Annotated in this window: 14 protein-coding genes; 5 read left to right on the top strand and 9 right to left on the bottom strand. The window is 42.0% G+C overall.

The features are described from left to right. Positions 1-3,887 (top strand): Ig-like domain-containing protein (locus AACV32_RS07395; protein ID WP_170895714.1); only part of this gene is annotated, 3,887 nt, incomplete at its 5' end. A gap of 60 nt (positions 3,888-3,947) precedes the next feature. On the opposite strand, the gene AACV32_RS07390 is transcribed toward AACV32_RS07395, so the two are convergent. Beyond that, the gene (locus AACV32_RS07390) at positions 3,948-5,141 is read right to left on the bottom strand and encodes a class I SAM-dependent methyltransferase (RefSeq protein WP_170895713.1); all 1,194 of its coding nucleotides are present in this window, start codon (positions 5,139-5,141) and stop codon (positions 3,948-3,950) included. Positions 5,142-5,360: 219 nt separating this feature from the next. Here AACV32_RS07390 and yccX point away from each other — a divergent pair, with 219 nt between their 5' ends. Then, the gene (gene yccX, locus AACV32_RS07385) at positions 5,361-5,639 is read left to right on the top strand and encodes an acylphosphatase (protein WP_170895712.1); all 279 of its coding nucleotides are present in this window, start codon (positions 5,361-5,363) and stop codon (positions 5,637-5,639) included. A gap of 55 nt (positions 5,640-5,694) precedes the next feature. Here yccX and AACV32_RS07380 read toward each other — a convergent pair whose 3' ends face one another. The 6 genes from AACV32_RS07380 to AACV32_RS07355 form a co-directional block, all read right to left on the bottom strand. Then, the gene (locus AACV32_RS07380; protein WP_047689503.1) at positions 5,695-6,024 is read right to left on the bottom strand and encodes a TusE/DsrC/DsvC family sulfur relay protein; all 330 of its coding nucleotides are present in this window, start codon (positions 6,022-6,024) and stop codon (positions 5,695-5,697) included. 126 nt (positions 6,025-6,150) lie between these two features. Continuing rightward, positions 6,151-6,819 carry a Bax inhibitor-1 family protein gene (locus tag AACV32_RS07375; protein WP_010318447.1) on the bottom strand — a complete coding sequence of 223 codons (669 nt, stop codon included), beginning with the start codon at positions 6,817-6,819 and terminating at the stop codon, positions 6,151-6,153. A gap of 204 nt (positions 6,820-7,023) precedes the next feature. Next, the gene (locus tag AACV32_RS07370) at positions 7,024-7,791 is read right to left on the bottom strand and encodes an amino acid ABC transporter ATP-binding protein (protein WP_013856933.1); all 768 of its coding nucleotides are present in this window, start codon (positions 7,789-7,791) and stop codon (positions 7,024-7,026) included. A gap of 20 nt (positions 7,792-7,811) precedes the next feature. Further along, positions 7,812-8,909 (bottom strand): amino acid ABC transporter permease, encoded by a 1,098-nt coding sequence (locus AACV32_RS07365; RefSeq protein ID WP_026028006.1) that lies wholly within the window; start codon positions 8,907-8,909, stop codon positions 7,812-7,814. Position 8,910: 1 nt separating this feature from the next. Further along, positions 8,911-10,116: an amino acid ABC transporter permease gene (locus AACV32_RS07360; RefSeq protein WP_017044681.1), complete on the bottom strand. Its 1,206-nt coding sequence runs from the start codon at positions 10,114-10,116 to the stop codon at positions 8,911-8,913. A gap of 69 nt (positions 10,117-10,185) precedes the next feature. Then, positions 10,186-11,214, bottom strand: coding sequence for an amino acid ABC transporter substrate-binding protein (locus AACV32_RS07355; RefSeq protein WP_026027113.1), 1,029 nt, complete (start codon positions 11,212-11,214; stop codon positions 10,186-10,188). A gap of 457 nt (positions 11,215-11,671) precedes the next feature. Between AACV32_RS07355 and AACV32_RS07350 the strand changes: the two genes are divergently transcribed. Together AACV32_RS07350 and AACV32_RS07345 are read left to right on the top strand one after the other, a co-directional pair. Next, entirely contained in the window at positions 11,672-12,592 is a 921-nt protein-coding gene (locus AACV32_RS07350) for a precorrin-2 dehydrogenase/sirohydrochlorin ferrochelatase family protein (protein WP_017049814.1), read from the top strand. Between the two features lie 92 nt (positions 12,593-12,684). Next, positions 12,685-14,640, top strand: coding sequence for a tetratricopeptide repeat-containing diguanylate cyclase (locus AACV32_RS07345; RefSeq protein ID WP_170895711.1), 1,956 nt, complete (start codon positions 12,685-12,687; stop codon positions 14,638-14,640). Between the two features lie 49 nt (positions 14,641-14,689). Here AACV32_RS07345 and AACV32_RS07340 read toward each other — a convergent pair whose 3' ends face one another. Both AACV32_RS07340 and AACV32_RS07335 read right to left on the bottom strand, forming a co-directional pair. Continuing rightward, on the bottom strand, positions 14,690-15,172 hold the full coding sequence (locus AACV32_RS07340; RefSeq protein ID WP_010319065.1) for a YajQ family cyclic di-GMP-binding protein: 483 nt from the start codon (positions 15,170-15,172) through the stop codon (positions 14,690-14,692). A gap of 27 nt (positions 15,173-15,199) precedes the next feature. Further along, positions 15,200-16,261, bottom strand: coding sequence for a 3-deoxy-7-phosphoheptulonate synthase (locus AACV32_RS07335; protein ID WP_026028005.1), 1,062 nt, complete (start codon positions 16,259-16,261; stop codon positions 15,200-15,202). 206 nt (positions 16,262-16,467) lie between these two features. Here AACV32_RS07335 and AACV32_RS07330 point away from each other — a divergent pair, with 206 nt between their 5' ends. Further along, entirely contained in the window at positions 16,468-17,358 is an 891-nt protein-coding gene (locus tag AACV32_RS07330) for a putative PEP-binding protein (protein ID WP_010319067.1), read from the top strand. Positions 17,359-17,416: the final 58 nt, after the last annotated feature.

The following is a 17,416-nucleotide window of genomic DNA, read 5'->3' as shown; positions in this document are numbered from 1 at the left end:
CCTTCAATGCTGATGGCACCGTGACCTACACACCAAATGAGGACTACCACGGCAGCGACAGCTTCACTTACACAGTGACGACGGCGGCGGGCAATGTTGAAACGGCGACCGTGAATGTGACGGTCGGTGCGGTGGCGGACGGACCAATACTTGACATAATAAATCCTAGTACTCTCTCCGAGGAAGGCTTATCTGGTGGACTTCAAGATGATATTGGATCCTCAGATACAAGCGACGCAATTAAGGCATCTGGCAGCATCACAATTGATGATGTAGATAGCGATTCCGTAGGGATCACTCTTTCGGGCCCGGAGGGCATCACGTCGGGAGGTATGGAAGTCGTTTGGGAATGGGATGCTCAAAATCACAAGCTGATAGGTTCTACATCTGGGAGTGATTCTAAATCCGTTATTGAAATCGAACTTACTGCTCCTAATGCAAGTGGCAAGGGCGAGTGGAACTATACGGTCACTTTACTCAGCCCTGTCGACCATCCAGATGGCTCCCAAGAAGATACACTGAGTTTAGATCTCGGCGTATTTGTTTCAGATGGGCAAACCACAACGGAAAGCAAATTATCTATCATCATTGAAGACGATGCACCTAGCGACCATGCGATGGATCCAGTTGCTGCCACAGCAACTGACATCCCTGATGTGTTAACTGGCCAGTTTGATTTAACGAGTTACCGTGGTAATAGGACTACGATTGACGGTGGTCAATTTACTATTACTGCAAAAGGATTCTCTTCAGCTTTATCATCCACGTTAGTTAGTGCAAATATTAATGGTGACAGCGAAGGTATCGGCGTTAGTAGTAAGGATTCTCCGTACCATAATCTTGCTAATGAAGTTGATTTTCGTAAGTTTTCAGATGGCAGTTCTGCATCCGAAGAGTTGGTTATTAAACTCGATCCTAACACGGTAGCTTATGGTGCGAAAATTGAGTTCAGCAAAATGTTTGGCGGTGAGGGCGAAAGCGGGATTGTTGAGTTTTGGCGAGATGGAAAGCTGATTGCAACTCAAAGTTTTACCTCTGATGAAAATCGTGGAGATTACGCTAAAGACTTTTCTGTGCAGCAGGGTGGCTTTGATACGATGGTTATCAAAGCTACTGATAATGGTAACTCGTTCAATCACAAAGATAATAGTGACTTTACCGTTAAAAATATCGAGTTTCTTGGTTCGGATGCGCCGCAGCCAATTGCTTATGGTTCTGGTGTCGTTGAACCGCAATGGGGGGCCGATGGCCGAGGTGCACTGCAATTAGTTGGCCTGGATGAATCTGCGACACTCAAAACGGTTACTGGCTCTGACATTACTGTTGGGTTAGTAGGAGCAAATACTCTTACTGGTAAAGATGCAGAAGGGCATTTAGTCTTCAAACTCGAGTTTACACCGACAACGGGAAAATGGGAGTTTTACCAGTATCAAAATATACAATCGCCGTTAGGTGATGGAGACATTGATTTCCAAGTGAAAGTTACTGATGCCGATGGTGACAGTGCTGTGCTTGGTTTTGCGGTTAAGCCTGTGTCTCCACCGGTTATTGGTGAATTGACGCTCAATGTTTCTGAAGAAGGATTACAAGGCGGTATAGTAGATGACGAATCCGTCACTGGTTCACAAGACACGACTAACCAAGCTTCAGTTGATGGTCAGTTAAGTCTTTCCAACGTTACTCAATTGTCCATTGGTCTACCGAGTGATCGATACACATCTAATGGTGTCGCGATCACTTGGTCATTATCGCCAGATAAACAGATGCTCACTGGTTCTGCAAATGGTAATAAGGTTGTCGAGTTTGCGTTAGATGATCAAGGTAAAGTAAATAGTGTGTTACATGCACCTATCGATCATCCAGATAAGGCAGGTGAAGATCATTTAGCTATCGAGATCCCACTTGAAGCGAAAAATGCGGCAGGAGCAATCGGTACTGGTGTTGTTACTCTCGTCATTGAAGATGATGCGCCGTTAGCAAGAGACATTTTGCATGTCTTAGAATCAGAGACTAAACAAGGCGCCAATGTTCAGTTGATTTTAGACGTGTCGGGTTCTATGGCTTGGGAGGCTGGCAACGGTAAAACTCGTCTTCAAGTGATGAAAGAATCAGCGGTACAGTTATTAGATCAATATCAAGCTATTGGTCAGACTCAGGTCCAATTACTGTTATTTAATGCAACAGCTTCTCCTTACCATAATGGTTCTTCTTACTGGATGACGGTTGAACAAGCCAAAAACTACATAATGGGCCTAACGGCTTCTGGAGGTACAGATTATGATCACGCTATTGAATTGGCACAGAATCAATGGTCTGGTCTCGGTTATGGTGAGCCATTAAGTGGCGCTAGCAATGTGAGTTATTTCTTATCTGATGGTGTACCCGAAGGATACGATTGGAAAAATGGTGTGAAAAACTTTAACACCATAGAGAAAGATGAGCTTGATAGTTGGGTTAGTCATTTACAAGAAAACAAAATCACCTCTCTTGCTTATGGTATGGGGAATAATGTTCCGCAAGGAGAATTAGATAAGGTTGCTTATGATGGCCATTTAAATGTAGATACAGGCTCTATAGTAGTGTCTGACGTGACTCAGCTTCCCCCTATTTTATTACAATCTGTCATTCAACCTATCGGCGGGAATATTCTTGTACCTGTTGATGGTTATGGGATGGGAGCTGATGGGGGAGTGATAGCGAGTATTACTATCAGCGATGTTACCTATTTATTCGATGGCCAATCGATATCAGTTATGGGGACATCTTCATCTCTGACCCATAGTTTTGATCCTACAACCAATACTTTGTCAATTTATATTAATGATAAACACTCATTAATTATTGATTTGGATGATGGCAGTTACCAGTTCTTTGGGGCAACTATTTCATCGGATACCCAATTGGTTTTCGACTATACATTAAAAGATAACGATGGGGATACAAGCTCAAGTTCACTAACATTTGTTGTTGGGCACGACATTAAAGCTGAAGGAAATAGCATTGATTCGATACAGCTATACGATACCACTACGTCAAATCAAAAAGTGCAGTGGTCAACATCGGGTGCCGGTTCATCGTCGGTGACTTATCACGATCATGTTGAAAAAGGTTTAGTCGTGGATGTAGGCGATGGTGGTGATTATGTCTATCTCGGAAAAGGAGATGACATTATTTATCTTGGTGATACTCATGTTGACGGCTTGGATAATCATACACAGGCTCATCTAAAAGAGATGGCGGCTTCCGATCTTTTGGATCGTTTTGGGACTGGGCTTGATGGCTCTTGGCTACAAGATGCCAATAACGAAGACAGCGCACTCAATATCCCGGGAGCTAGTAATGCTTACGTCGATATAACTCATGGCGGTGGTGGCGATGATCGTATATTCGGCCAAGGAGGTACAGATCTCCTCTTTGGAGGCTCGGGTAATGACCATATCTACGGTGGCGAAGGGAACGATGGCCTTCGCGGTGGTACTGGTAATGATATTCTAGATGGTGGTGCTGGGAATGATGTTCTAATTGGCGGCTTAGGCAATGATATCCTTACTGGTGGTGATGGTGCAGATATCTTTAAATGGGTTGAGATGGAAACCGCGACTGACCGCGTTACTGACTTCCATCGTTCGGAAGGGGATTCGTTAGATTTCTCTGATTTGTTCGAAGACATGTCCAAAGACGAGATCACAGTATTACTTGATGGGCTGAGTAGTGCAGATCATCAAGGTGTTGTGGACGATGTATCTATCCGTGTTACAGGAAATGAACATGAATCGCACCTAACGATTGTCAAGTCGGGTCAAACATTGACCGTGGACTTTGATGGTGCGTCAGCTGCGGATATCACCAGTAGCTTGATGGATAACCTAAACCATTTAAAGGACTAAAATAACGAAAACCGGAGCTTGATAAGAGCTCCGGTTTTTCTTGCTGTCTATAAATACGGCTTACAAGACCTTACAAGCGAACCCTTTTAGATAAAACCCTTCAGGGTAGGCTGAATCTGTCAAGTGGTCAGCGGCTTGCTCGAACCTTTCAACAAATTTAACGCTGCGACCTGCATCAAGCGCCGCGTCCGCAATGATTTTTTGGAAGAGATCTGTGCCCATAAGGCCAGAGCATGAATAAGTGAGTAAAGTGCCACCGGGTTTTAAAATTTGCATTGCCAACATATTGATGTCTTTATAACCATTTGCACCAGAGGTCAGGTTATTTTTACTCGATACGAACTTAGGCGGATCCATAATCACCACATCAAACAGCGTTCCTTGATCACGGTATTCTCGCAATAATTTGAAAACATCGGCATTTAAAAATACCGCGCGTTTTTTGGCGATATCGAATTGATTGATCTCTGCATTGTATTTGGCGGTATCTAATGCAGGTTGTGAGACGTCGGCATTAATTACACGTTTGGCACCGCCTTTAAGAGCATACAAACCGAAGCCTCCGGTATAACAAAAGCAGTTAAGGACATCTTTATCCTTCACATATTTTATTGATTTCTGGCGGCTGTCACGTTGGTCTAGGTAAAAGCCTGTTTTGTGTCCACCAACAATATCGACGCTAATTTTTACGTCATTTTCTTCGATAATGACTGATTTTGGCGGCTCATCGCCATGCAGCACGCCTATGCGCTCTTCCAAACCTTCTTTTTTACGAACGGCAACATCTGAACGTTCGTAAACATGGCACTCTGGGAAAACGATTGTCAGCGCTTTAACAATATTCGTTTTATGGTATTCAGCCCCTGCGCTAAGCAGTTGGCATACTAGATAATCTTGATACTTATCGATAGTAATACCTGGCAACCCATCTGATTCTGCTGCAATCAGCCTAAAGCCTGTAAGACCATCTCGTTCAATAATCTCCTGGCGAACTAACAGTGCATCTTCGAGCCGTTTCACAAAAAAATCGACATTGATCTCCTGCTTCTCAAAGCTCCAGACGCGAGCTCGAATTTGAGAAGTAGGAGAATAGGCTGCTTTTGCTAACCACTGATTATCATGAGTATAAACGTCGACGGTCTCTCCAAGGCTAGGCTCACCTTCTACCTTGCTGATCCCTCGGGAAAAAACCCATGGATGTTTACGGCGCAAAGATTTTTCACGGCCTTTGACTAGATAGATTGCAGCTGTCATACATTACTCGATGAATATTCAAAATGGGGGCGTATTTTCATAGAAAAGGTAATGGAAAGCAAACAAAGAGCGAGCGTCATACGTAAATAAAGGAAATTGTTTGGGGAGAGTGTCTATGGGATGTACATCAAATTAACCCATTGTCATTTCTTTCATTATAGTGAACGACGCATTTTAGTAGATAAATGATTGAGTATTTAAACATAGAGAGAGATTCAAATGGCTCAACAGTGCGACAAGTTTATCGTGACAGGCAGGGTCCAAGAGGTTGGTTTTCGTTATCACACCGCTCATCAAGGACTAAAGCTAGGCTTAACAGGCTATGCTAAAAATTTACATAACGGCGAGGTTGAAGTCATCGCCATTGGGAATAGTGAAAATTTGGAGCAGTTTTATCAGTGGCTTCAACAAGGCCCCAAAACGGCGAAAGTAATGTCGGTGTCGCGTGAATCACTTCTTTCTTATACTGAAAAATATAGCGGATTCGAAATACTTTAAAAGTAGCACCGCTTTGTGCTTTGTATGGTTAAGTTGCTTGGAGCTTAGTTTCGCACTACAAGCATTTGGCAGGTTTTGGTAACCCAGCAAGTTTAGTTGCTTGTTTGGCAGGGCCTTTTTTAAAGAGTTTGAACAGATATTTACTATTGCCTTTTTCCGGACCATGCGCTTTTTCCATCGCTTTGACTAACATACGCACTGCGGGTGAAGTATTAAACTCTTCATAAAAGTGGCGCACGAACCAAATGACTTCTAGATGAGCGTCTGTTAACTCGATATCTTCCTGACTGGCCAGTGTCTGGATCATTCCTTCTTCCCATTGGGTATGGTCTAGGAGGTAACCCTGAGCATCAGTTTCGACGGTTTTACCATTGTATTCAAACATCTTTATTACTCGATTAAAAATCCGCGTTTAGGGTAGCGTAGTGAATGTGTGATCTCAACTGTTTAGAAAGCAAAAAGCCCGCAAGCTGTGGCTTGCGGGCTCGTTTGGACAAAATGTCGACGTAAATTAGTCGTCGTTCATAATGCCTAAAATAGCCAATAAGCTTGTGAACAAGTTCAGAATATTTAGATACATTGAGATGGTAGCACTAATGTAGTTTGTCTCTTCACCTCGTACGATGCGGCTTGTGTCAAATAGGATAAAACCAGAAAACACGAGCGCCGCGATGCTGCTGATCGCAAGTTGGCCAACGGTAGAACCAACAAAAATATTAATAATCGCCGCAACGATGACAATAATGAGGCCTGCCATTAAAAAACTTCTCATGAACGAAAAGTCTTTTTTAGTCGTAATGGTATAAGCGGATAAGCCCATAAAAACAAGGCCAGTAAGACCGAGTGCCTGAGCAATAATGCTAGAGCCATTCGGGATTGCCGCATAGTGATTAAGCATTGGGCCCAGAGCTCCGCCCATTAATGTGGTGAACACAAATGTCCACACTATACCAGAAGAAGAATTAATGGCTTTAGGCATCACGAAAAATAGAATACCGATTGCTCCCAACTGCATAGCGAGTGCCATGAATGGTGAAATCTGCATTGCCATTGTTGCCATCGCAGCAATAGCACTGGTGATAAGAGTCATTGAAAGCAAGAAGTAAGTATTCTTCAAGACTTTATTAGTTTGTAGTGTGCTCTCTAAGCTAGCTGAGCGAGTAAACATAGGGCTGTTCATAATCTTCCTCGTAAGGGTTTATGTTTGTTTGTACATTTATGGGGCTGAATGAGCTAAAAAGCAAGCCCTGTATCGTATTTGTTTTGTGTAAATTTTAATAAAAATAGTCACTTAGATGTTAAAGAATGTGTAACACCATGTGTCTATGCTCATAAACAAAGAGAGAGGTGATGTTCACCTCTCTCTTTGTTGGTCGTTAATCCATTAATGATGGAGAATTTGAGAGAGAAAATTGCGCGTTCTATCGGATTGAGGATTTTCAAAAAATTCAACAGGGTTATTTTCTTCAATGATCTCACCAGCATCCATGAAAATAACGCGATCGGCCACTTCTTTAGCAAAGCCCATCTCATGGGTAACACAAAGCATCGTCATGCCTTCTCCTGCGAGTTCAACCATAACATCTAATACTTCCCGTACCATTTCCGGGTCAAGTGCAGATGTTGGTTCATCAAATAACATAATCTGTGGGTTCATGCACAATGAGCGTGCAATCGCAACTCGTTGCTGCTGACCGCCAGAAAGTTGACCGGGATATTTGTCGGCTTGATCAGGAATCTTTACGCGTTCCAAATACTTCATCGCAACCGCTTCAGCTTCTCCTTTAGGCATCTTTTTTACCCAAATTGGAGCGAGTGTACAGTTTTCTAACACGGTTAAATGTGGAAAAAGATTGAAATGTTGGAAGCACATACCGACCTCGCGTCGCACGGCTTCGATATTTTTAAGATCTTCCGTCAGTTCGTTTCCCGCGACGACGATTTGTCCTTTTTGGTGCTCTTCCAAGCGGTTAATACAGCGAATCATGGTCGATTTTCCTGAGCCTGAAGGGCCACAAATAACGATCTTTTCGCCTTTTTTAACGGTAAGATTGATATTCTTTAGTACATGAAATTCACCGTACCATTTATTCATATCATTAATCTGAATCATGATTTCTTCAGAAGGTGCGAGGTTGCGTTGCTGCGTCATAATACGTCCTTGATTTGTAGTTATCGTTTGTGACCAGTATGGAGTTTGTTTTCAAGCCATATCGAATATCTAGACATAGAAAAGCAGAACACCCAGAACACTAACGCGACAAATATATAACTTTCAGTAGAAAAGCCTAACCAATCCGGATCGGTATTGGCAGCTTGTCCAATACCGAGCACGTCAAACATCCCGATAATGAGTACTAAGCTGGTATCTTTAAATAGGCCAATGAAGGTATTAACGATAGATGGGATCGTGATCTTCAGTGCTTGCGGCAAAATAATCAAACCGACTTTTTTCCAGTAACTTAAACCTAACGCATCGGCGGCTTCGTATTGACCTTTAGGTATCGCTTGTAAACCACCACGAACCACTTCTGCCATATAAGCCGAACTGAACATGACCACCCCAATTAATGCTCTAACCAATTTATCCGTTTCCGAGCCTTGCGAGAGGAACAGAGGCAGCATAACGGATGCCATAAACAAAACTGTAATCAGTGGCACACCTCTCCAAACCTCGATGTAAACGGTACATAGGCTGCGAATAATGGGCATCTCGGAACGCCGGCCCAACGCCAGTACAACGCCAATCGGTAACGAGACAACAATCCCAACTAAGGCAATAATCAGCGTAACTAATAAGCCTCCCCACTTATGCGTTTCAACCACTTCTAGGCCGAAAAAGCCGCCATAGAGTAACGCCGCGATAAGAAATGGGTAGATGTTGACAAAAAACAACCAAATCCACGTTTTTTTCGGTGTATTTTCATAGGCGAGCAACGCACTAAAAATAGCAAGAGTGAAATAGAAGAGGCGAGGTCGCCATAGCTCAGCTTCTGGATAAAATCCATACATAAACTGATCCCAGCGTACGCTAATAAACACCCAACACGCCCCCTCACGAGTGCAATCACTACGTTGTGTACCTACCCAATCTGCATTAATAATCGCCCAATCGACAGTATGCCAAACAAGCCAGAAGGCGAAATACCCTAAGATCAGTGTAACGATGGAATTGAGTGCGTTATTAAAAAGATTTTTGCGCAGCCACCCAATGAAGCCAACGGTATTGGCTGGCGGTGGCAAGTTAGGTTGAAACTGATGTACTTTCATCTTATCTCTCCACCAAAGCAACTTTACGGTTATAGATATTCATTAATGCCGATGTCGTCAAACTGAGAGTGAGGTAAACACCCATGGTCATCGCAATAATTTCAATCGCTTGACCCGTTTGATTGAGCGTTGTGCCGGCAAAAACAGAAACCAAATCAGGGTAGCCAATCGCCATCGCTAATGATGAGTTTTTGGTCAAGTTCAGATATTGGCTGGTGAGTGGTGGAATGATGATGCGTAGCGCTTGAGGAATGACCACGAGTTTTAATGTTTTTGAACGAGATAATCCTAATGACATTGCTGCTTCGGATTGACCATGGCTCACCGCATTAATGCCAGAACGGACAATTTCGGCAATAAATGCGGCCGTATAAATACTCAGTGCAATCAGCAGTGCGGCTAACTCAGGGATAATACTGATGCCACCTTGGAAGTTGAACCCTTGCAGTTGTGGATACTCTGCTGACACTGGACGGCCCATAGCAAAGTACACAATGACAGGAAGTAGGATGCACAAGATAGCCGCAATTCTACCCATAGGCGTCTGCTGACCTGTTAAACGCTGTTTGTTTCGAGCCCAAATGCCAATAATTAAGGTGGTTAGTAAGCCAGCAAGAAAGGCAATAAAGATAAATGTGCTGCCACTTTCGAAAATGGGAGCGGGGAAGAACAGACCACGTACATTGAGAAAAATAGAATCCCCTAACTGCATGCTTTGCCTAGGCGATGGTAGAGCCTGTAACACGGCAAAATACCAAAAGAAAATTTGCAGTAATAAAGGAATATTACGGAAGATTTCTATATACACAGCAGCAAGTCGACTGACTAACCAGTTGGAAGAGAGACGAGCAATACCGATAAAAAAACCTAAAAGGGTGGCAAATACAACGCCTAAAAAAGAAACTAGCGCGGTATTGAGTAAACCTATGATAAAAGTTCGCCCATAACTAAAGGTTTCATTGTATTCGATCAAAGTAAGGCCAATCCCAAAGCCAGCTTCTTGATCTAGGAAGTCAAACCCCGTGGCAATGCCTCGAGAGCTTAAGTTAGAAAGTGCATTGGTCACAATGGTGTAAAAGAAAAAAACCAGAACGAGAACAGCAATAATTTGAAAGGCGACTGAACGAAAAGTAGGATTGTAGAACAAATTTGCGCTTTTAGCCGAGGGAGCTCCTGAGCTAGCCGCAATAGTTTTAGTAGGTTTCATACAACTATAACCTCAAATCCATTTTTCCAAAAAGGCGGTTAAAACCGCCTATTTGGGATTGTGTGACTATTAACGAAGTGGTGGAGCGTACATAAAGCCGCCAGCATTCCACAACGCATTTGCACCTCGTGCGATTTGTAGTGGAGAACCTTTACCTACAGTGCGTTCAAAACTTTCACCATAGTTACCGACTTGTTTTACAATTTGGTATCCCCAATCATCGCGAATGCCCAAACCTTTACCTTTAGGACCGTCCAGGCCAAGTATGCGTTTGATATTAGGATCGCTAGATTTAAGCATTTCATCTGCATTTTTTGAGGTAATACCGTACTCTTCTGCGTTAACCATCGCATTGAGAGTCCATTTCGCCACGTTAAACCACTTGTCATCATCTTGACGAACAACGGGCCCAAGTGGTTCTTTAGAAATGATTTCAGGTAATACAACCGCGACGTTAGGATCAGTTAAGTTCAAACGTAGCGCATACAAACCGGATTGGTCGGTTGTTAGGGCATCGCAACGGCCCGCGTCAAAACCTTTTGAGGTTTGCGCTGCTGTATCGAATACCACAGGTTTGTATTTCATGCCTGTGTTGCGGAAGTAGTCCGCCAAGTTCAACTCAGTAGTTGTACCGGATTGGACACAAACCGATGCCCCATCAAGCTCTTTTGCACTTTTCACTCCTAGGTCTTTTTTCACCATGAACCCTTGACCGTCATAATAGTTTACGCCGACAAAATTAAGGCCGAGTGCTGCGTCGCGTTGGAGCGTCCAGGTTGTATTGCGCGAAAGAACATCGATTTCACCTGATTGTAGGGCGGTAAACCGTTCTTTTGCTGTGAGTGGAACATATTTTACTTTCGATTTGTCACCAAGAACTGCTGCGGCAAGTGCCTGGCAATATTCAACATCAATGCCTTCCCATTCCCCTTTTGAGTTCGGGTTGGAAAAGCCTGGTAGACCAGTGCTCACACCACAAGTAATAAAACCTTGCGAAAGTACTTTATCTAAAGTGCTATCTGCTGCTGAAGCTGTCGTCGCCATCATGGCAGTAGAAGCTGCTACAACAGAAGCAAGAACAGTGAGTTTATTCGCCATTTGTATCCTTCCTGTATGATCCATGTTAAACCAGGTGACACCTGATACAACGTACTAAAAATGTTGTTGTGTAGCTTTCCAAGTTGTATTTGCATGCAATCGCACATTTACAAATCAACCGTTTATAAGCGTAGGTAATGATTTGTATTTTCTCAAATTAGTAATTTGAAAGATTTTTGATTAGATTCACAAACCTAAGCTGCAGCTAGAATGAACAAATGTTACAAGATTGTAAATAGTGCAACCATGTTCAATAGTGGGGCAACAGAATAGAAGCAGTATATTTCTCTTTTAACGTAAAATTAACAATTGTGTCATTAGTATGTTGTCAGGATTTTCAACTGTCTAATGGCAAAAATTTGGTTGATAATTATTTGGCTGCATTTAATTAGTGTCGCAGATGCCCTATTTTTGGTAGCATCAAGCGAATAGTTATCTAGATTATTCATGGAATGAAATGCAGTATTTTCCTCTGTTTTTGAATTTATTGGGCAAACCAGTGCTGGTTGTGGGTGGGGGCGAAGTCGCCTGTCGAAAAGTAGAAGCACTGATTCGAGCTGGGGCTCAAGTCACCGTCGTGTCACCTAAAATTGAACGTTATCTTTTAGAACTGGTAGAGCAGAATCGTTGCCAATGGGTTCAAAACTTTTATTCATCAGAACTATTAACGAAAGAATACTGGCAGGTATGGGCCACAACGGATAATCCGTCGCTTAACCACCAAGTGCATAAAGATGCAAAAAAGACAGGTGTTTTGGTCAATGTTGTCGATGATCAACCATACTGTGATTTTATCACGCCATCGATGGTCAACCGTGGGCGAATTCAGATCGCAATATCCAGTGGTGGTGCATCACCAGTGTTGGTGAGAAATATTCGAGAAACATTGGAAGCAGTTCTTCCGCAAAATCTCTCGTTGCTTGCTGATTTCGCTGCCTCCAAGAGAAATTCAATTAAACAATCACTCAATTCTGTCAGTGCTAGAAGAAAGTTTTGGGAAGCCTTTTTAAGTGATTCCAAAACAGAAAATGCAGTAAGCCGTGAAGAATTAGAGCGTTTATACCAACAAGCTCTCTTAGTGCCTATAGAAGAATCAGCACAATGTACATGGATAAGCTGTGGCGATGATGTTGAAATGCTGCCGATTAAAGCGCTACGTTACATGCAAAGGGCAGAGGTGGTTTTTTATGAACAACATTCTCCTTTTGAATTGATTGATCTTGTTCGCCGTGATGCTGAAAGGGAAAGTTTTAAGAATGCCGCGCAACTTGCAGAAAAGCTTGAGCAAGCAAAGTCTGATCGCAAAAGAATATGTATTTTGTTACCTAGAAACAGAGCAGAGTACGCTTTGCTTGTGGGGAAAGACTTAATGTTGTAAAAATAGTGCCATAGGTTATTGTTTTATCGGATTATGTTGCAGACCGAGCCTGATAAAACGAAGATGACTCAAAACTGAAGAGCTTATGTACTATGTATAAATCGATGCCACGTTCGTTCAAATCCTTCCTTGTGGTTAGCATTGTGAGTTTGGTTTCTATTTTTATGTCGTTACAATGCCACTCAAAGTTGCAAGAAGCTGAGTTCTGTGCAGATGATTATTTGAGCTGTAATATTAACAAAAGCGATGCCTCATTTCTCAATTTATATTATGATTCTTTTGAGCGTCCTGAAGTTATCAAAAGCTCTTTTACGGATTGGCGACAGTGGTGGTCACCTCAGGCAAAAGCTCTCTATATATTTTCACAAAATAATTTAATACAATTTGCGGGAATTACTCCTCTAGTTACTGAGGAAGCATTGGCTATTGGTCGTCAATACAATATAGACTGGATTATTGCGGAGGCTTATTTTTATGAAGCACAGGAATTATATTCATCACAACAATTAATTCAATCTGAATCCTTACTCAATGATGTTCTAGAGATGGTTGAGCGTATTGGATATAATGGGTTGAAAGGGCGAGTTTATAATTTATTGGGTAATATTTCATTTGATCAAACCAACTTAAAGAAAGCCTTAAAATATTATCAAATTGCTTATCAATTATTTGATAGGAATAAATATGCTATACAAATGTGCATAATTCTAAACAATATATCGACTGTGTATATTCATACGGAGGATTGGAAAAACGCTGATATATATAGTAAGAGATCTTTGAAAGTATACCAGAATCATAATTTCTCTAACTCACTCACCGAAGCTATTTTATATACTAATGCCAGTGTGATAGATACAGCGTTAGGACGTGAAGAATCTCAGCAGCGCAATGTTGAACTTGCTTTTGATAGAGCGATGAAAACAGGTTCTAAACAGTTGCAGTTTAAGACTATGGTTAACTTAGCCGATAATTTATTAAATCAAGGTGAGACAGAAGATGCCTTAGATATTATGATTCGATGTTTATCTCTTGCTAGGGAAGAGTCTAATCCCTTATTTACCGCATACTGTCAAGAGAGTTTAGCGGAAGTCTACCTTGCAAAAACTCAGTTAGAATTGGCTATCTTGAGCGCCAAAGAAGCGGTAGGAATTTATACAGATCACAATAATGTGCCAAGGATAATATATGCTACTGATATTATTTCAAAAATTTATGAACAAAAAGGTCGGTATGATGAAGCATTGTTTGAATATAAGAAAATGGCAACATTAGAAAAAAAACTTATCCTTCAGTCTAGAGAAAAAGAGGCATTGAGTCTAAAAAATCAATTTGACAGAAAACTCGACGAACAAGAATTATTGCTATTAAGTGCTAAGAACGATATACAGAAGCTGCAGATACAAGCTCAGGAATTTAGGGAGTGGTTGTATTTTTTGTTATTTATTATTATTAGCTTTTTATCTTTAATTAGTTATCGGAAGTATAAAAAATTTAAAATCAAACACTCAACTTTACAGCAGGATCATGCAAAGTTAGAAGTTGAATCTACACATGACCCACTCACGGATTTGTATAACCGAAGATATCTTGATACTTGGTTTTCTTATCAGGAAGAAACAACTAATAATAAACCACATTTATTAGCCATAATTGATGTCGACTATTTCAAAAAAATAAATGATCAGTATGGTCATGAAGCGGGGGATGAAGTGTTAAGGGAATTATCTACCATTCTGAAACAGCAGCTTCGACCTGAAGATCTACTTATGAGGTGGGGAGGTGAAGAGTTTGTGATGATCATTAGTGCACCAGAAGCTCATATTAAAGAAGTCTTGGAGAGAATTCGTGCTCAAGTCGAACAAACATCATTTTACTGGGCAGGGCAGCGGGTTCCTGTAACTGTTTCCATTGGAGCAATTGCTGAGAAGTCGGTGTCTAAGTTGGCGTTGTCGTGGCAGAGTGCAATGGAGAGTGCAGACCAAGCGTTATACCAAGCGAAGTCAGAAGGAAGGAATCGATTCATTGTAAATGACAGTTATCAGTGATTGAAAAGCCACCTAATGAGGTGGCTTTGGTATTTTATTCGTGGTGCTGTTAGTCTCGGAAATTGTCATACTGGAATGGCTGGCCCATATCCGATTCACGCATTAGAGCGATCACTGATTGTAAATCATCTCTCTTTTTACCCGTTACTCTTACTTTTTCACCTTGAATGGATGCTTGGACTTTGAGCTTGGCATCCTTAATGGCTTTTACCACTTTCTTTGAGGTTAACGGGTCCAGTCCTTGTTTAAATTGGACATCTTTAAACCAGCGTTTGCCGGAATGTACGGAATCTTTCGCTTCCATCGCTTTGGCATCAACACCTCGTTTCGCGAGGTTGCCACGTAAAATATCCATCATTTGACCCAATTGAAAATCATCTTCTGCAGACAGTTTTACAACTTCATCTTTGAGTTCAAATCCAGCTTCTACATTACGAAAATCAAAACGAGTAGAAAGCTCTCGGTTTGCATTATCGACAGCATTACGAAGTTCAACAGTATCGACTTCTGAAACGATATCAAAAGAAGGCATGGTGTTTCCTTATCTATTGCTTAGTATTTACTTTAAGTTACGGCGGTCAGTGATCGCTTGTGCCAGCATATCCAGCATAGTTGCTGTGTCATCCCATCCTAAGCATGGATCGGTAATCGATTGACCATAGGTGAGGTTCTTTAAGTCATGCATTGGCTGATTACCTTCGATAATGAAGCTTTCAGCCATAATTCCAGCAACGAAATCCTTACCTGTACGTATTTGTGTGCAGATGTCGGCCGTTACATCTATCTGTTTTCTATGCTGCTTTTGGCAATTCGCGTGGCTAAAATCTACGATGAGGCGCGGGGCTAAGCCGAATTCGATCAGTTGCTCGCAGGCTGCAGATACGGAGTCAGCGTCATAGTTTGTCCCTGTATCACCACCGCGTAAAATAACATGGCCAAAGGGGTTACCACTGGTACGATAAACGGTCATACGGCCATTTTTATCCGGTGAGTAAAAGTAATGTGATGCTTGGGCCGCTCGAATGGCATCAATAGCAATTTTGATGTTGCCATTCGTGCCATTTTTAAAACCGACAGGGCATGACAGCGCAGACGCCATTTCTCGGTGTATCTGAGATTCCGTAGTACGTGCACCAATAGCTCCCCACGTGATGAGATCTGCGATGTATTGCCCGGTGATCATGTCTAAAAATTCAGTCGCAGTAGCAAGGCCTAGCTTGTTGATATCTAATAATAATTTCCGTGCTTTATTGAGCCCTGTTTCCAGTGCATATGAACCATCCAGATTGGGATCCGTAATCAAACCTTTCCAGCCCACAACGGTGCGTGGTTTCTCGAAATAGGTACGCATGACGATAAACAGTTCATTTTTATATTGGTCTTGGATCGCACTCAAACGTTGAGCGTAATCCATTGCGGCTTCAGTGTCGTGTACTGAACACGGACCGACAATGACTAACAAGCGATCATCGTGACCAGTCAGAATATTTTCAATTTGACGGCGTGAGTTTGCGATGCGCTCTGCTACGTCGTCTGTGATCGGATGCGCATTTCCAAGCTCTGCCGGAGTCGGCATTGGGCCCAAGGCTTGAGTTCTTAATTCATCTGTTTTTAATGGCATGGTAAAGCCTGTACTCTTATTGCGAAGCGGTAAAGATAACGGAATTGGCAATAGGAATAAACTCCAAAACGGAAAACTTATTGCTTATCATCCGCAAGATGAAATTTTATTCATAAATTTGTCATAAATATTTACTTTTACTTGAATTAATACTCGGCTATGGGTATTTTCCTGAGCAAGATAATTAAAAATGTAGGGAGTAATGAATGAGTTTGGCACAACATGATACGATCCACCCTCAGTTGATCTTAGGTGATGCCCTTCCAGCGGCAATTGAATCAAGTGGAAATGCCCAGCATTTGTATGTATCGCTGTCCGACATTATTTTAGATTCGTTGTTTTATCATCCTTCGATTGAGCAACATTTTGCGAATCTAACTGAACTTGAGCAAGGCTCTTTGCAATCCATTCTTGATGACAAAGCGGTGGCGGAGCATTTTACGTCAACCATTGTTGATAGAGTCGTGGCAGCGGTTCAAAAAAATCACACTACGATTCGTGTCTGTTTGAGTGATGCAGATAGTTACACTTATAAAGCGTTGATCGGTGGAAGTGTTGAAACGGATGAAATTAACCCAGCGATGGGAGTGCGTGGCGTATCGCGTTTTTCTTCCAACCAGTATGCAAAAGCGTTTAGTTATGAATGCGCTGTGATCAAGGCATTGCGCAAGCAAGGATTGAACATCGAAATTGTGGTGCCATTTGTTCGAACATTAAGTGATGCGGCTACGATCATTGACCGACTGGCAGAGCAGTCTTTACCTCGGAGTTTAGATGGTTTGAAAGTGCTTTATTCTTGCGATGTTCCATCAGCGGCATTGTTGGCAGAGCGTTTGATGCACTATTTTGATGGTGTGGTCATCAACATCGATAACTTAACACAATACACCTTAGGCATTGATAAAGAGAATCCCGAACTTTCCCATTTGTTTAATCCAGAGAGTGAGGCGGTCATCACGTTGCTCGATTTAGCATCAAAAGCGGCACGTCATGCGAATAAGCCGATTTTGGTCGTCACCCAAGCACTAGCAAGTTATCCAAAGCTGCAGGAGCACTTAGCTGAAAGTGTTCAGGCTGATGTTGTGGTAAAAATGTAATGATCTGATTTGGGCGCAGAATAGCTGCGCTCAACCCTAACTTTTTGTAACAACTTAT

It is taken from the genome of Vibrio sp. B7 (assembly GCF_963888765.1).
In the GTDB taxonomy this organism is placed as follows: Bacteria; Pseudomonadota; Gammaproteobacteria; order Enterobacterales; family Vibrionaceae; genus Vibrio; species Vibrio anguillarum.
The sequence above is the reverse complement of the archived record's forward strand: the minus strand, read 5'-3'. Positions and strand labels throughout refer to the sequence as shown.

Coding starts and splice junctions, on each gene's coding strand:
- AACV32_RS07390 (WP_170895713.1), bottom strand. CDS start 5,141: ATGACAGCTGCAATCTATCTAGTCAAAGGCCGTGAAAAATCTTTGCGC.
- yccX (WP_170895712.1), top strand. CDS start 5,361: ATGGCTCAACAGTGCGACAAGTTTATCGTGACAGGCAGGGTCCAAGAG.
- AACV32_RS07380 (WP_047689503.1), bottom strand. CDS start 6,024: ATGTTTGAATACAATGGTAAAACCGTCGAAACTGATGCTCAGGGTTAC.
- AACV32_RS07375 (WP_010318447.1), bottom strand. CDS start 6,819: ATGAACAGCCCTATGTTTACTCGCTCAGCTAGCTTAGAGAGCACACTA.
- AACV32_RS07370 (WP_013856933.1), bottom strand. CDS start 7,791: ATGACGCAGCAACGCAACCTCGCACCTTCTGAAGAAATCATGATTCAG.
- AACV32_RS07365 (WP_026028006.1), bottom strand. CDS start 8,909: ATGAAAGTACATCAGTTTCAACCTAACTTGCCACCGCCAGCCAATACC.
- AACV32_RS07360 (WP_017044681.1), bottom strand. CDS start 10,116: ATGAAACCTACTAAAACTATTGCGGCTAGCTCAGGAGCTCCCTCGGCT.
- AACV32_RS07355 (WP_026027113.1), bottom strand. CDS start 11,214: ATGGCGAATAAACTCACTGTTCTTGCTTCTGTTGTAGCAGCTTCTACT.
- AACV32_RS07350 (WP_017049814.1), top strand. CDS start 11,672: ATGCAGTATTTTCCTCTGTTTTTGAATTTATTGGGCAAACCAGTGCTG.
- AACV32_RS07345 (WP_170895711.1), top strand. CDS start 12,685: ATGTATAAATCGATGCCACGTTCGTTCAAATCCTTCCTTGTGGTTAGC.
- AACV32_RS07340 (WP_010319065.1), bottom strand. CDS start 15,172: ATGCCTTCTTTTGATATCGTTTCAGAAGTCGATACTGTTGAACTTCGT.
- AACV32_RS07335 (WP_026028005.1), bottom strand. CDS start 16,261: ATGCCATTAAAAACAGATGAATTAAGAACTCAAGCCTTGGGCCCAATG.
- AACV32_RS07330 (WP_010319067.1), top strand. CDS start 16,468: ATGAGTTTGGCACAACATGATACGATCCACCCTCAGTTGATCTTAGGT.